Source organism: Streptomyces sp. NPDC050856 (assembly GCF_040653855.1).
Lineage (GTDB): Bacteria > Actinomycetota > Actinomycetes > Streptomycetales > Streptomycetaceae > Streptomyces.
In genome coordinates, this window is sequence record NZ_JBFAGV010000009.1 from 61,986 (window position 1) to 76,272 (window position 14,287).

A 14,287-nucleotide genomic window follows, 5' to 3' on the forward strand; every position below is an offset into this window, starting at 1 on the left:
GCACGAAGGGATCTGTCTCGCCTCATGTACACAGCATCGTCCTCCGTGTCCGCCCCGCCCCGGCCGCAGCGATCCACCCCGGTCGGCAGCGGGCCGTATCCGCTTCCGTCCCAGGCGGGGGGCCGGCCCCGGCGCTGGGCGGGGGCCGTGACGGGGCCGCTCAGCGGGCGCATCGACCTGTCCGGCGCGCAGGGCGCGCAGTTGCGGAAGGCCATCGCCTCGGTGCACCGCGTCTGCCCGGAGTTCAACCCGGTGCAGGTGATGCGGCGCAGCGGGCGCTCGGTGCTGATCGTGGGCACCACGGGACGGATGACCGCGGTCGCCAAGTGCTTACTGGACCACTCCCCCGCCTGGGTGGAGCGTTTCCGGCACGAGATCGCCGCCTACCGCACCTTCGTCCGGCACCGGCCGCCGGTGCGGGCGCCGCGCCTGATCGCCGCGGACCCGGACAACTGCACGCTGGTCGTCGAACGCATGCCCGGCCGCGCCGCGGCCCTCACCCGGCACGTGTCCGAGGTGCCGCCCCGCGCCGACCTGCGGGCCGTGCTCGGCGCGGTCGTCCGGCTCAACGCGTGGCGGCCGTCGGCCGGGACGTTCGAGGCACCGCTCGACTATCCGTCGCGGATCGCGCGCTACCACGAGCTCGGTCTGTTCACCGACCGGGACCGCGACGACCTGCAGAAGCTGCTGCACGGCCTGGCTCAGGCGGGCGGGCGGCACGGCATGGGCCAGTTCTGCCACGGTGACGCGCTGCTCGCCAACATGCTCCTCTCACCGGCCGGTCCGGTGCTGGTGGACTGGGAGCACGCGGGCTGGTACCTGCCAGGATACGACCTGGCGACCCTGTGGACCGTGCTGGGCGACGCGCCGGCCGCCCGGCGGCACATCAGCCAGCTGGCGCAGGTCGGCGGGCCGACGGCACGGGACGCGTTCCTGGTGAACCTGATGCTGGTGCTGACCCGGGAGATCCGTACGTACGAGACGGCGGTGCAGCGCACGATACGAGAGGCCCCACCGGCCGGCTCGGTGCCGGCCCAGCCGGGTGCGGTGTCCGTGGGGGAGGAACAGCGGCTGCTGCTGAGGCGGCTGCACGACGACTGCGCACTGGCCCGGCGGGCGGTGCGCGCGGCGGTCGGCACCCGCTGACCGCCCCACGAGGGGGAAGCGCGCCGGGTGTCCCATGCCGAGGCACCGGACACCCGGCGCGCTGCTGGAACCGGCTCCCGCGACCGGCCCGTGACGTCCCGTCCGGCCCGTTCCGGGGACGTCATGCCCGGCCCGTTCCGGGGACGTCATTCCCGGGACGTCATGCCCGGGCCGTCAGGGACGATCGAGGACCGACGGCGGGCCGTACGCGGCGACGGGAGGCTCCGTGGAGGTGACGAGCACCCGGTACGGGCCCGGGGGCGGCTCGGGCACCGGCTCGGCCACAGCCACGCCGATGCCCGGGGCGCGCATACCGCCACACACGGCGAGCACCACGGCCGGGGCACGGCGCACTACCGGCCGGCGCGTCGCCGTTCGGCGCGGCCCACCGCGTCCCCGCGGCCCGGGTGCGCACCCGGAAGGATCCGGTGGGGCCCACCGGCCGGCACGCACAGGTCGGTGGCCCGCGGAAGCCGGGGCCCGGCGCGAGCGGTCCACTGAATGACGGGTGCCCTGTCCGGCTGTTCGCTCCCCCGCCCGGTGCGGTGGCGGACGCGCCGTCCCGCGCGGTGCGGCCAGGCGATGAACGGCCGTTGGTGGTTTCCCCGGCGCGCGGTACCGCACACCCGCCGTCCGGCCCGGCCTGCCGGGACTTCCGCCTCTCCGGGCGGGGGCCGTCCGGCCCCACGACGCGGCACCCGGGCCCCGCGGGTGTTTACCGGTACCGCCCCAGGTAACGCGATGATTCGTCCCCGCCGCCGGCGGGAGGTGCGTAACCGTCATGGAGGTCGAGCATGGGAATCATCGCGTGGATCATCATCGGTCTGCTGGCCGGAGCGATCGCCAAGGCGCTGATGCCTGGTAAGGACCCCGGCGGCGTCCTCGTGACGATGCTCATCGGAATCGTCGGCGGCCTCCTGGGCGGCTGGCTGGGCAAGGTCGTCTTCGGGGTGGACTCCATCGACGGGTTCTTCCACCTGTCCACCTGGATCGCCGCGATCATCGGATCCGTGATCGTTCTCGCGCTCTACCGCCTCGTCACCGGGCGAGGCCGCCGGGCGCACGCCTGACCCCGCCGGGGGCCGTGGAGCACGGACGACGTTCTCCCGCCCTGCCACGCGGTGACGCTCAGGCGCTGAAGACGCTGTGGAACGAAGGCCGTCAGGGGCCGCCGGGACTTCTTGGGTCCCGGCGGCCCCTGTCGTTTCCCGCCGCCCGGGAGCGGTCACCGGCCGGTCCGCCGGGCGTGACGGGCCGAGCGACCCGGGTCCGGGCGCCGTCCACACGGCCGGCCGCCGGGCGCGCGGCCCGCGACGACCCGGTGGGGGGCGTGCCGTCGCGGTCACCGGCCGGTGGGCCTCGGACCCCGGCCGGGGTTATGAGGGAGGGCCGGTCGGCGGACCCGGGACCCAAGCGGGGCGGTCGCCGGTCCGGCCGTCGGCACGGGCCGGCGTTCGGTCGCACCGCTGGCGTTCATATGACTAATACGGGTGTTGCGTAGGCCACCCGGGCGAAGGGTAGGGCTGGCGCGCTAGCCCACACGCTTACCGAAAGGCCTGGCACGCATGGCACAGCCCTTCGTCCTGCCGGATTTCTATGTGCCGTATCCGGCGCGCCTCAATCCCCATCTGGAGGCGGCGCGCGCCCACACCAAACAGTGGGCGCGGCGGATGGGGATGCTGGAGGGGTCCGGCATCTGGGAGGAGCACGACCTCGACGCGCACGACTACGCCCTGCTGTGCGCCTACACCCACCCGGATTGCGACGCCGAGGCGCTGTCCCTGGTCACCGACTGGTACGTGTGGGTCTTCTTCTTCGACGACCACTTCCTCGAGGTCTTCAAGCGCACCCCCGACCTGGCCGGTGCCAAGGCGTACCTGGACCGGCTGCCCGCCTTCATGCCGACGGACCCCGCCCGGGGCACACCGGAGCCGGTCCACCCGGTCGAGGCGGGCCTGGCCGACCTGTGGGCACGTACCGTACCCGCGATGTCACCGGCCTGGCGGGCCCGGTTCGCCGAGGCCACCGAGAACCTGCTGAACGAGTCGATGTGGGAGCTGGCCAACATCCGGGAAGGCAGGATCGCCAACCCGGTCGAGTACATCGAGATGCGCCGCAAGGTGGGCGGGGCGCCCTGGTCGGCCGGGCTGGTGGAGTACGCGGCGGGCGCCGAGGTGCCCGAGGCGGTGGCCGGGTCCCGGCCGCTGCGGGTGCTGCGTGACGCGTTCTCCGACGCGGTGCACCTGCGCAACGACCTCTTCTCTTACCAGCGGGAGGTCGAGGAGGAGGGCGAGAACAGCAACGGCGTGCTGGTGCTGGAGACCTTCCTGGGATGCTCGACGCAGGAGGCGGCCGAAGCCGTCAACGACCTGCTGACCTCGCGTCTCCAGCAGTTCGAGAACACGGCGGTGACCGAGGTGCCCGCCCTCTGCCGGGAGAAGGGCCTGACTCCGGCGGAGACCGGCGCGGTCGCCGCCTATGCCAAGGGACTCCAGGACTGGCAGTCCGGCGGCCACGAGTGGCACACGCGCTCCAGCCGGTACATGAACGAGGGGACACGCGGCGTCTCCCCGTCGCTCAACGGAGTGCTGGGCACATCGGCGCTCGACGTCCACACCCTGTTCGGCCGCCCGGCCGCCGCCCGGCTGCGCGGCCTGACCCATGTGCCGCACCAGTCGGTGGGCCCCTCGCTGCTGCCGGAGTTCGACCTGCCGTACCCGCTGACGCTCAGCCCGCATCTGGACGACGCCCGCGCCAAGTCCCTGGCCTGGGCGGAGCGGATGGGCCTGCTCGGTGACATCTGGGACCGGCCGATGCTGGCCGGCTTCGACTTCGCGCTGTGCTCGGCCGGCCTCGACCCCGACGCCACCGCCGAGGAGTTGGAGCTCAGCGCCGAGTGGCTGACCTGGGGCACGTACGGGGACGACTACTACCCCATGGTGTTCGGCCGGCCGCGCGATCTGCTGGGGGCCAAGCTCTGCACCGACCGGCTCATGGCCTGTATGCCGGTGGCCGACCCGGCGGCCGGCGCCGGTGTCGCCGTCAGTCCGATGGAGCGGGCGCTCGCCGACCTGTGGGCGCGCACCGCCGGGCCGATGGGGCCGCCGGCACGGCAGGCACTGCGCCGGGCGCTGGACGACATGCTGGAGAGCTGGCTGTGGGAGCTGCACAACCAGGCGCAGCACCGGGTGCCCGATCCGGTGGACTACGTGGAGATGCGGCGCCTGACCTTCGGGTCGGATCTCACGATGAGCCTGGCGCGGCTGCGGCACGCGCACCGGCTGCCGCCGGAGATCCTGCGCAGTGGGCCCCTGCGCGGCCTGGAGAACTCGGCGGCGGACTACGGGACGCTGCTCAACGACCTCTTCTCGTACCAGAAGGAGATCGAGGTCGAGGGCGAGGTGCACAACGGGGTGCTGGTGGTGCAGTCCTTCTTCGGTTGCGACTACCCGACCGGTGTGGCGATCGTGGGCGATCTGATGCGCGGCCGGCTGCGCCAGTTCGAACACATCAAGAAGCACGAGCTGCCGGTGCTGTACGAGGAGCACGGGCTGGGCCAGGAGGGCAGGGCGGCGGTCGAGACGTACGTGCGGGAGCTGGAGGACTGGCTCGTGGGCATCCTCAACTGGCACCGCGGGGTGCGCCGCTACCGGGCCGAGGACGTGCGCTCGGGCAGCGGTACGGCGGTGCGGCGCGGCGGTCCGACGGGGCTGGGAACGTCGGCGGCCAGGGTGGCGGGGCTGTTCGCCGGGTGACGGCGGAGCCGGCCGGGCCTGCCCCGGACGCTCGGGCGTCCGGGGCAAACGATCCAGCCGGGCGACCGGGGCGACCGCGGTGACCGGGCGACGATCCGGCCGGGCCCGGACGGTCCTCGCCGACGGCCCCGGGGTCGCACGGCGACGGCGGTCAGGACGGGCGGATGCCGCGGAGCTGGTCCAGTTCGCGGCGTTCGCGCTTGGTGGGCCGGCCGGCGCCGCGGTCCCGGACACCGGCGAGGGCGACGTGCTCGCGGGGCGGCGGGGGCGGGCTGTTGTCGGCGTACGCCTCGGCGGCGACGGGCGCGCCGACCCGCTTGGCGATGGCCCGCTTCACCTCGACGACGCGCTCGCGGCCCGCGTGGAAGAGCCGGACCTCGTCGCCCGCCTGGACGGGCTGGGCCGGCTTGGCACGCTCCCCGTTCACCCGGACGTGGCCGGCCCGGCAGGCCGTGGCGGCCTGCGAGCGTGTCTTGGTGAGCCGTACCGCCCAGATCCAGCTGTCCACCCGCGCGGTCGCGGTCGTGTTCCCCTCGTCGGTAGCCATGGTTCCGACTCTAGTCGGCGGTCCGGACAGCGGCCCGGGCATGCTCCGCACGCGGGAGGGCCCGTGTCCGGGCGGCGTCCGGCTGGGGGGTGCCGTCAGCCCTGCTGGAAGAGTTCCGCGGGCAGCGGCTTGAGCAGGGCGTACAGATCGTCCGTGATCGGCCGGTCCCAACTGGCGATGGTGACGAGGACGTTGTCGCTGCGGTCGAACTGGACGCAGGAGATCCGGCTCTCGGAGAGCTTCAGGCGGCGCACGACGAGCAGGTTGTCGCCCTGCATGACCGGCACGTCCTCGGTCTCGACGACCTCGACCGGCTCGTCGTTCTCCAGCGCCGCGAGGAGCTGCGCCACCTCGAAGGGGATCTGGCCCTCCCCGAGCTCACGCGCCGGAGAACCCTCCGGGAGGTTGCCGATGATCATCGCCGGGCCGCGGCCGCCGAACAGGTCGTACCGCAGGAAGACGCCCTGACAGGTGCCGTCGGCGGCGGGGAGCAGACCGGCACCGAGGTTGCCGGGCCAGTCGCCCGGGTCCATGGCCAGGACATCGAAGTCCGGGCCGGCGGGTGTGGCGGCGCTGCGGCGGCGGAGGAAGGACATGCCGCCATGGTACGTGCCCGGGCGTCCCGGGCCGCGCCGGGTCCGCTCCCCGGCGCCCCGTCGCCGGGGCCTCCCGGGCGCCCCTGCCACGGCCCGGTTCACCGCCGCGGGCGGCGGCCGCCGCGGCCCGGTCCGTCCCCGTGCCCAGCAGTCGCCGGGTGGGTCGGGGCGCGGGCCGGGCGTCCTCTCCGGGACGGGGCCGGGCTCAGGCCGAGCGCTGTGCGAGGCGGCGCAGCGCGGTGAGGGCCTCGCCCACCCGGGCGTACTCCACGAAGAGGTGATCGTGGTGGTGGCCCGCCACCACATTGCAGCTCAGTCCGGCGTCGGCGAGCTCGCGGGCCACGGCGGCGGTCAGCCCGACGGCGTCCAGCGCCGAGTGGACACGCAGGGTGATCCAGCCGGCCACGAAGTCGTACGGGAGCGAAGCGGCGTCGGCCTCCTCCTCCCGCACCACCACGGTCAGCCCCTCCGACTCGGCGACGGTGACGACGGGGTGCAGACCGGGCGGGACGGCGGGGCCGTCGACCGTGGCGAAGACATAGCGGCCGGGGTTCTGCTCGGGCCGCATGCCGGCGATGAGCCGGGTCAGATCACGCTCTCCACTCATGATCACCAGCCTAGGGCGTACGACCGGTTCCGGCTCCCCGGTCCACTGTCCTGGCTGATCGTCCTCGTCGTCATCCCGCCGGCCGCGCTGCTCGTCACCCGGCTGGCCGGTGACGAGCCGCTGTTCACGGTCCCCGCTGTGGGGGTCAGGTGACGTCGAACCGGCCCTCCAGGGCGCCACGGACGAACGCCCGCCACTCCGCCGGGGCGAAGACGAGCGACGGGCTTTCCGGACGGCGGCCGTTGCGCATCGCGATGAACCCCTCGACGAACGCGATCTGGACGTCCGCCCCCTGACTGCTGGCCCGCCAGTCGGCGTCGCTGAGGTCGAGATCCGGCTTGCCCCATCCCCTGGGCTGTCGCTCGGCGGTGGCATCTGCCATGTGCGTGCTCCCTCCCGGTTCCCCGTGCGCGCTCAGCGTAGCCACCGGGACCGGCACGGGACAGGCCGAGGCCGGCCCGGGAGCAGGTCCTGGCCGACCGGTGGCGGCCGCGCCCCGCCGCCGCGCGCACCCACACACCGGCTCCCGGCCCCTTGCCAACGGGCGGGCGGCTTGGATTACTGATCCCCGACGTGTCGACCGAATGGTCGGTCGACATGATGACGCCTCGGGACGGGAGAACGGCACATGACGGACCTGCTCGACGCCGGGGAGCGGCTCGGCCGTGACGAGCTGGCGGCGCTTCAGCTGGAGCGGCTGCGGGCGACCCTGCGCCACGCGTACGAGAACGTGGGCTTCTACCGGCGGGCGTTCGACGAGGCGGGGCTGCGCCCCGAGGACTGTCGTACGCTCGCCGACCTCGCCCGTTTCCCCTTCACGGCCAAGTCGGACCTGCGGGAGCACTATCCGTTCGGGATGTTCGCCGTGGAGCGGTCCCGGGTGCGGCGGATCCACGCGTCGAGCGGGACGACAGGCCGGCCCACGGTCGTCGGGTACACCGACCGGGATCTGGACACCTGGGCGGATGTGGTGGCGCGGTCGATCCGCGCCGCCGGGGGTCGGCCCGGACAGACGGTCCATGTCGCCTACGGGTACGGGCTGTTCACCGGCGGCCTGGGGGCGCACTACGGCGCGGAGCGGCTCGGTTGCACGGTCGTCCCGGCGTCCGGCGGGATGACGGCCCGCCAGGTGCGGCTGATCCAGGACTTCCAGCCCGAGGTCATCATGGTGACGCCCTCGTACATGCTCACCCTCCTGGACGAGTTCGAGCGGCAGGGGGTCGACCCGCGCCGCACCTCGCTGAAGGTGGGGGTCTTCGGTGCCGAGCCGTGGACGGACGCGATGCGGCGGGAGATCGAGGAGCGGTTCGCGATCGACGCGGTGGACATATACGGCCTGTCGGAGGTGATGGGCCCGGGGGTGGCGCAGGAGTGCGTGGAGACCAAGGACGGGCCACACATCTGGGAGGACCACTTCTACCCGGAGGTCGTCGACCCGGTGACGGGCGAGGTGCTGCCGGACGGGGAGCGGGGCGAACTGGTGTTCACCACGCTCACCAAGGAGGCGATGCCGGTCATCCGGTACCGGACACGGGACCTGACCCGGTTGCTGCCGGGGACGGCACGGGTGTTCCGGCGGATGGAACGGGTGACCGGGCGCAGTGACGACATGGTGATCCTGCGCGGGGTCAACCTGTTCCCCACGCAGATCGAGGAGATCGTGCTGCGTACGCCGTACCTCGCCCCGCATTTCCAGTTGCGCCTGACCCGGGAGGGCCGGCTGGACGCGCTGACCGTCCGGGCCGAGGCGCGGGCGGAGGCGACGCCCGGGCAGCGGGCGGAGGCGGCGCGGGCGGTGGCGGCGGCCGTCAGGGACGGGATCGGCGTGTCGGTCGGGGTCGAGGTGGTGGCCCCGGAGACGCTGGAGCGGTCGGAGGGCAAGCTGAGGCGGATCGTCGACCTGCGCGGCACGTGACCTGCCGGCATCGGCGGCCTGCACCGGCGGACCGGGGGGCCGGGCCGGGGCCGGGCCGGGGCGATCCGGAGGGTGGGATTCCTGGGCGCCGGACCGGCCGGGGCGGGACGGGGTGCCGCCGGACGCGGTGTTGACACAGCGGGCGGGCGGGTGGGTGCATGGTCCGACGAGGATCCGCATCCGCCCCTCCGGGAGGCACGTTGCACTTCCGCACCCGCCTGAGGAGCCTGCTGCCGGCCGCGCTCGCGGTGGCCGCGCTCGCCGGTTCCGTCGCACCCGCGGCTCCCTCCCCCGCCGCGCCCGGAGGACGGCACCACTCGTCCGGTGGCGGCCTGTCCGCCGTCATCCGGTACACCGGGTACGGCATCCCGCACATCGTGGCCGGCGACTACGCGGGCCTGGGCTTCGGCACCGGCTGGGCGCAGGCGGCCGACCAGGTGTGTGTCCTCGCCGACGGGTTCGTGACCGTGCGCGGGGACCGCTCCCGGCACTTCGGGCCGGACGCCGCGCCCGACGGTTCGCTGTCGTCCGCCACCACCAACTTCTCCAGTGACCTGTACTTCCGCGGGGTACGGGACGCGGGCACGGTGGAACGGCTGCTCGCCGCCCCCGCCCCGGCCGGCCCCAGTCACCGGGTGCGGGAGATGATGCGCGGCTGGGCGGCCGGTTACAACGCCTGGCTCGAGCGGAACAGGATCACCGATCCCGCGTGCCGGGGTGCCGACTGGGTCCGGCCGGTCGGGCGACTGGACGTCGCCGGGCGCGCTTTCGCCCTGGCCGTGCTCGGCGGCCAGGGCCGCGCCGTGGACGGCATCACGGCCGCCCGGCCCCCGGGCCCCGGGCCGGAGGGGCGCGCGGACCCGGCCCGTACGGCCGAGGCGGCCCGTGCGCTGTTCGACACCTCGACCGCCGACATGGGTTCCAACGCGGTGGCCTTCAGCGGTTCCACGACCGCGAACGGGCGCGGCCTGCTGCTGGGCAACCCGCACTACCCGTGGCACGGCGGACGCCGGTTCTGGCAGTCGCAGCAGACCATCCCGGGCGAGCTCAACGTCTCGGGCGGATCGCTGCTGGGCACCACCGGGGTCAGCATCGGCTTCACCGACAAGGTGGCCTGGAGCCACACGGTCGCCACCGGGGTGACGCTCAACCTGCACCAGCTCTCCCTCGACCCGGCCGACCCCACCGTCCACCTGGTCGACGGCAGGCGGGAGCGGATGGCGAGGCGGACGGTCACGGTGCCGGTCAAGGACGGCCCGCCGGTCACCCGTACCCAGTGGTGGACCCGGTACGGGCCGGTCGTCACCTCGCTCGGCAGGTCCCTGCCGCTGCCGTGGTCGGAGACGACGGCGTACGCGCTGAACGACCCCAACGCCGTCAACCTGCGCGCGGGCGACACCGCGCTGGGTTTCGCCGGGGCCCGCTCGACGCGGGACGTGCTGGACGCGCTTCGCCGCACCCAGGGGCTGCCGTGGGTGAACACGATCGCGGCGGACGCGGCCGGGCACACCCTGTTCACCCAGTCGCAGGTGCTGCCGCGCATCACCGAGGAACTGGCGCGGCGCTGTTCGACACCGCTGGGCCAGGTGACGTATCCGGCTTCCGGAGTCGCGGTGCTGGACGGTTCGCGCGGTGATTGCGCCCTCGGCGCGGACCGCGACGCCGTGCAGCCGGGAATCCTCGGACCGTCGCGGATGCCGGTGCTCAAGGACGCGCCGTACGCCGTGAACTCCAACGACAGCGCCTGGCTGGCCAACGCCGAGCGCCCGCTGACCGGCTACGAGCGGGTGTTCGGGACGGTCGCCACGCCGCGTTCGCTGCGCACCCGGGGCGCTGTCGAGGACGTCGCCGCGATGGCGGCCAGGGGCGGACTCACGGTGGCGGACCTGCGGTTCCAGCAGTTCGCCAACCGGGCGCCGGCCGGGGACCTGGCCGCCGCCGACGCGGCGAGGGCCTGCCCGGCCGCGCTGCCGGACGACGCCGAGGCGTGCGGGGTGCTCGGCCGCTGGGACCGGACGACGGACACCGGCAGCCAGGGCGCACTGCTCTTCGACCGCTTCTGGCGCCGGTTCACGGCGGCCGCGCCACCCGCCGAGCAGTGGCAGGTGCCGTTCTCGGCGGCCGACCCGGTCCGTACCCCGCACACCCTGAACACCTCCTCGCCCGCTTTCGGCACGGCGCTGCGGCAGGCCGTGGCCGAGCTGCGGGCGGCGGGGATCGCGCTGGACGCGCCGCTCGGCGCGCACCAGTTCGTGGTGCGCGGCGGCAGGCGTTACCCGGTGCCCGGCGGCACCGAGGCGCTGGGCGTCTGGAACAAGACCGAGGCCCGGTGGGACCCGGCGGGCGGAGGTTATCCGGAGGTGGCACAAGGTTCCAGCCACATCCAGGCGGTCGGCTGGGACGGCGGCCGCTGCCCGGTGGCGCGGACGCTGCTGACGTACTCCCAGTCCGCGAACCCGCACTCGCCGCACTTCAGCGACCAGACGGCGCGGTACTCGGGTGAGCGCTGGGTGACCGCCCGGTTCTGCGAGCGGGACATCCTGGCCGACCCGGAGCTGAGAGTGGTGCGGGTCAGGGGCTGAACGAGAGGAAGACGAAAGCGGCGAACAGCACCAGGTGCACGCCACCCTGGAGGAGAGTGGCCCGTCCGGGCACCACGGTCAGGGCACTGACCGCCGCCGTGAGCGCGAGCAGCACCAGGTGCAGGGGGCCCAGCCCCAGCACCAGGGGTCCGGACAGCCACACCGAGGCGAGCGCGATGGCCGGGATCGTCAGGCCGATGCTGGCGATGGCGGAGCCGTAGGCCAGGTTGAGGCTGGTCTGCACGCGGTCCCGGCGCGCGGCGCGCACCGCCGCGAGGGTTTCCGGCAGGAGCACCATCAGCGCGATGACGACGCCGACGACCGCGTTCGGCAGCCCGGCCGTCTCGACGCCCGACTCGATGGAGGGTGAGACGAGTTTGGCGTTGCCGACGACCGCGACGAGTGCCACCACCAGCAGCCCCAGGCTCCACCAGGTCTCGCGGGCGGTGGGTGGCGGGGCGTGGTCACCGGGGCCGGCCGGGGCGCCGTCGCGGGTGACCGGCAGGAAGTAGTCGCGGTGCCGGACGGTCTGCACCGCGACGAAGAGCCCGTACAGGCACAGCGAGGCGACCGCGGCGAAGGCGAGCTGGACACCGGTGAACTCCGGGCCGGGGTGGCCGGTGGTGAAGGCGGGAAGGACGAGGGTCATGGCCGCGAGGGTGGTCACGGTGGCCAGCGCGCCGCCGGAGCCCTCGGCGTTGAAGACGGTGGTCCGGGTACGCAGGGTCGCGACCAGGAGGGACAGGCCGACGATCCCATTACAGGTGATCATGAAGGCGGCGAAGACGGTGTCGCGGGCGTAGGTGGACGCCTTGTCGCCGCCACCGGCCATCAGCATGACGATGAGCCCGACCTCGATGACGGTCACCGCGACGGCCAGGACCAGGGAGCCGAAGGGCTCGCCGACCCGGTGGGCGACGACTTCGGCGTGGTGCACGGCGGCCAGGACGGAGCCGATCAGGCAGAGTCCGACCACGGCGACGGCCGGGCCGGGCAGGTCACGGCCCCAGCAGGCGGCCAGGACGGCCACCGCGACGAGCGGCGCCCATGTGGTCCACTGCCGCAGTGGCGCTGCCTGCCGTGCCGGGGTGCCGCTCATGCGGCCACGCTGCCAGAGCGGTGCACGCGGCGCGCGGCACGCTGGGCCGAAACGGGGTGCCGGGAGGGTGGCCGGTGGAACTCCACCGCACCCACCTTCTTGACGTGCCCATGCAAGCCCACAAAAGTCTCCACCGTGGCGGACGGATCCGGAGGGTTCCTTCAGGGAGGGTGGGCGACCATGAGTGGAAGAGACGGGCACCCCGGGAGCACGGCGGCGGACGGATCCGGCCCGGCCTCCGGGGAGACGAGGAGCAGCGGTGTCACCAGGCGCCGGCTGGGTGGCGGCGTCCTGGCTCTGGGAGGTGCGCTGATGATCGGTCCGGTGCCGGGCGCCGCCCCGGCGGCCGCCGCCGTCCACGGCCCCGCCCACGGCGGGCGGCCGACCCTGCGCCCCGGCTCCGCCGAGCGGGCCGGACTGCTCCAGGAGCATCTGGACCAACTGGTGGCTGACGCCGAACGGTTCCTGGGCCCCTCCCCCAGGCACCCCTGGTACGCGGGGGCGGTACTGCTCGCGGGCCGAGGCGGCACGGTCGCGCTGCACCGGGCCATCGGACACGCGGTGCGCTACTCCGGCTACGACGAGAAGACCGGCACGGGCGTGGAGCTCCCGGCCGACCGCCGCGTCCCGATGGCCGGGGACACCGTCTTCGACCTGGCGTCGGTCACCAAGCTGTTCACCTCGATCCTGGCCGTGCAGCAGATCGAACGCGGCGCCCTGGAGCTGGAGGGGCGGGTCACCGCCCACCTCCCGGACTTCGCCGGCGGCGGCAAGCAGGACATCACGGTCCGCCAACTGCTCACCCACACCTCCGGGCTCCCCGCGTGGATCCCGCTCTACGAGGAACCGACCAGGGAGGGGAAGCTGCGGCGGCTGTGGCGGCAGGTCCCGGCGCGTCCCCCCGGCAGCGCGTACCTCTACTCCGACCTCAACCTCATCACCCTGCAACTGGTCCTGGAGGAGATCACCGGCCACCCGCTGGACGTGCTGCTGCGCGAGGAGATCACCGCCCCGCTCGGCATGAGCCGCACCCGCTTCAACCCGCCGGCCTCGTGGCGGCCCCGTATCGCCGCCACCGAGGACGCCCGGCGGCCCTGGTCGGGGCTGGACCGGGGCTTGGTGTGGGGCGAGGTGCACGACGAGAACGCCTTCGGCCTCGGCGGCGTCGCGGGCCACGCGGGAGTCTTCTCCTGCGCCTGGGACCTGGCCGTCCTGGCCCGTACGCTCCTCAACGGCGGCGCCTACGGGCGGGCCCGCGTGCTGCGGCCCGAGTCGGTGGAGCTGATGTTCACCGACTTCAACACCGCCTTCCCCGGCGACGAGCACGGCCTGGGCTTCGAGCTCCACCAGCACTGGTACATGGGCGCCATGGCCACGCCGCGCACCGCGGGCCACACCGGCTTCACCGGCACCAGCCTGGTCCTCGACCCGACCACGGACTCCTTCCTGATCGTCCTGGGCAACTCGGTGCACCCCTCGCGCACCTGGCGCTCCGGCTCCGCGCCCCGGGTGGCCGCCGCGAACAACATGGCCAGGGCGGTGCCCGTCCGTCCCGTGCGCGGGCGCGCCGCCTGGTTCGCCGGCATGACGGCGGACCGGACCGCCACCCTCACCCTGCCCGCCCTCACCCCCGCGTCGCCGCGCGCCCGGCTGCGCTGTGCGCTGTGGTGGGACACCGAGCCCGGCGCGGACGCGCTGTTCCTGGAGGCGTCGGACGACTCGGGTGCCACCTGGTCGCCGCTCGCGTTCACCACCGCGCGCGACGGCGAGGACCCGCGCCCGGCCGGGTCGGTGACCGGCTGGTCGGGACGGGTCTGGCACCGGCTGGAGGCGGACCTGTCGGGGTGGCGCGGCACGGCGGTGCGCCTGCGCTGGCGGTACACGACCGACCGGCTGTACGTGGGGCGCGGGGTGTACGTGGACGGCATCCGGGTCCAGGACGGCCACCGCACCCTCTTCGACGAGGCCAGGCCCGCCGACGCGGCCCGGGTCGAGGCGGCGGGCTGGGTCCCTTCCCGCGACTGACGCCCCGCCGGTGGC

Annotated in this window: 11 protein-coding genes; 6 read left to right on the forward strand and 5 right to left on the reverse strand. The window is 74.1% G+C overall.

Features of this window, described 5'->3' with window-relative positions; translation table 11 throughout:
- Positions 1-24: 24 nt before the first annotated feature.
- The 3 genes from AB0H53_RS11235 to AB0H53_RS11245 all read left to right on the forward strand — a co-directional run bounded on the left by AB0H53_RS11235 (position 25) and on the right by AB0H53_RS11245 (position 4,901).
- Complete coding sequence (locus AB0H53_RS11235) at positions 25-1,146, forward strand: aminoglycoside phosphotransferase family protein (protein ID WP_362109956.1); 1,122 nt, start codon at positions 25-27, stop codon at positions 1,144-1,146.
- Between the two features lie 794 nt (positions 1,147-1,940).
- Positions 1,941-2,216 carry a GlsB/YeaQ/YmgE family stress response membrane protein gene (locus tag AB0H53_RS11240; protein WP_362109958.1) on the forward strand — a complete coding sequence of 92 codons (276 nt, stop codon included), beginning with the start codon at positions 1,941-1,943 and terminating at the stop codon, positions 2,214-2,216.
- Positions 2,217-2,711: 495 nt separating this feature from the next.
- Positions 2,712-4,901: a terpene synthase family protein gene (locus AB0H53_RS11245; protein WP_362109960.1), complete on the forward strand. Its 2,190-nt coding sequence runs from the start codon at positions 2,712-2,714 to the stop codon at positions 4,899-4,901.
- Positions 4,902-5,052: 151 nt separating this feature from the next.
- Here AB0H53_RS11245 and AB0H53_RS11250 read toward each other — a convergent pair whose 3' ends face one another.
- The 4 genes from AB0H53_RS11250 to AB0H53_RS11265 form a co-directional block, all read right to left on the reverse strand.
- Positions 5,053-5,448: an RNA-binding S4 domain-containing protein gene (locus AB0H53_RS11250; protein WP_362109962.1), complete on the reverse strand. Its 396-nt coding sequence runs from the start codon at positions 5,446-5,448 to the stop codon at positions 5,053-5,055.
- Between the two features lie 95 nt (positions 5,449-5,543).
- Positions 5,544-6,044 (reverse strand): hypothetical protein, encoded by a 501-nt coding sequence (locus AB0H53_RS11255; RefSeq protein ID WP_362109964.1) that lies wholly within the window; start codon positions 6,042-6,044, stop codon positions 5,544-5,546.
- A 205-nt stretch (positions 6,045-6,249) separates the two neighbouring features.
- Positions 6,250-6,651, reverse strand: coding sequence for an ACT domain-containing protein (locus AB0H53_RS11260; RefSeq protein WP_362109966.1), 402 nt, complete (start codon positions 6,649-6,651; stop codon positions 6,250-6,252).
- 145 nt (positions 6,652-6,796) lie between these two features.
- On the reverse strand, positions 6,797-7,033 hold the full coding sequence (locus AB0H53_RS11265) for a DUF397 domain-containing protein (RefSeq protein ID WP_362109968.1): 237 nt from the start codon (positions 7,031-7,033) through the stop codon (positions 6,797-6,799).
- A gap of 246 nt (positions 7,034-7,279) precedes the next feature.
- Between AB0H53_RS11265 and paaK the strand changes: the two genes are divergently transcribed.
- Both paaK and AB0H53_RS11275 read left to right on the forward strand, forming a co-directional pair.
- Positions 7,280-8,566 carry a phenylacetate--CoA ligase PaaK gene (gene paaK, locus AB0H53_RS11270; protein WP_362109970.1) on the forward strand — a complete coding sequence of 429 codons (1,287 nt, stop codon included), beginning with the start codon at positions 7,280-7,282 and terminating at the stop codon, positions 8,564-8,566.
- Between the two features lie 158 nt (positions 8,567-8,724).
- Positions 8,725-11,148: a penicillin acylase family protein gene (locus AB0H53_RS11275; protein ID WP_362109972.1), complete on the forward strand. Its 2,424-nt coding sequence runs from the start codon at positions 8,725-8,727 to the stop codon at positions 11,146-11,148.
- On the opposite strand, the gene AB0H53_RS11280 is transcribed toward AB0H53_RS11275, so the two are convergent.
- Entirely contained in the window at positions 11,138-12,247 is a 1,110-nt protein-coding gene (locus AB0H53_RS11280; RefSeq protein ID WP_362109974.1) for an ionic transporter y4hA, read from the reverse strand. The genes AB0H53_RS11275 and AB0H53_RS11280 overlap by 11 nt on opposite strands.
- Positions 12,248-12,559: 312 nt before the next feature.
- Between AB0H53_RS11280 and AB0H53_RS11285 the strand changes: the two genes are divergently transcribed.
- Complete coding sequence (locus AB0H53_RS11285) at positions 12,560-14,272, forward strand: serine hydrolase (protein WP_362110191.1); 1,713 nt, start codon at positions 12,560-12,562, stop codon at positions 14,270-14,272.
- The last annotated feature ends 15 nt before the right edge of the window (positions 14,273-14,287 follow it).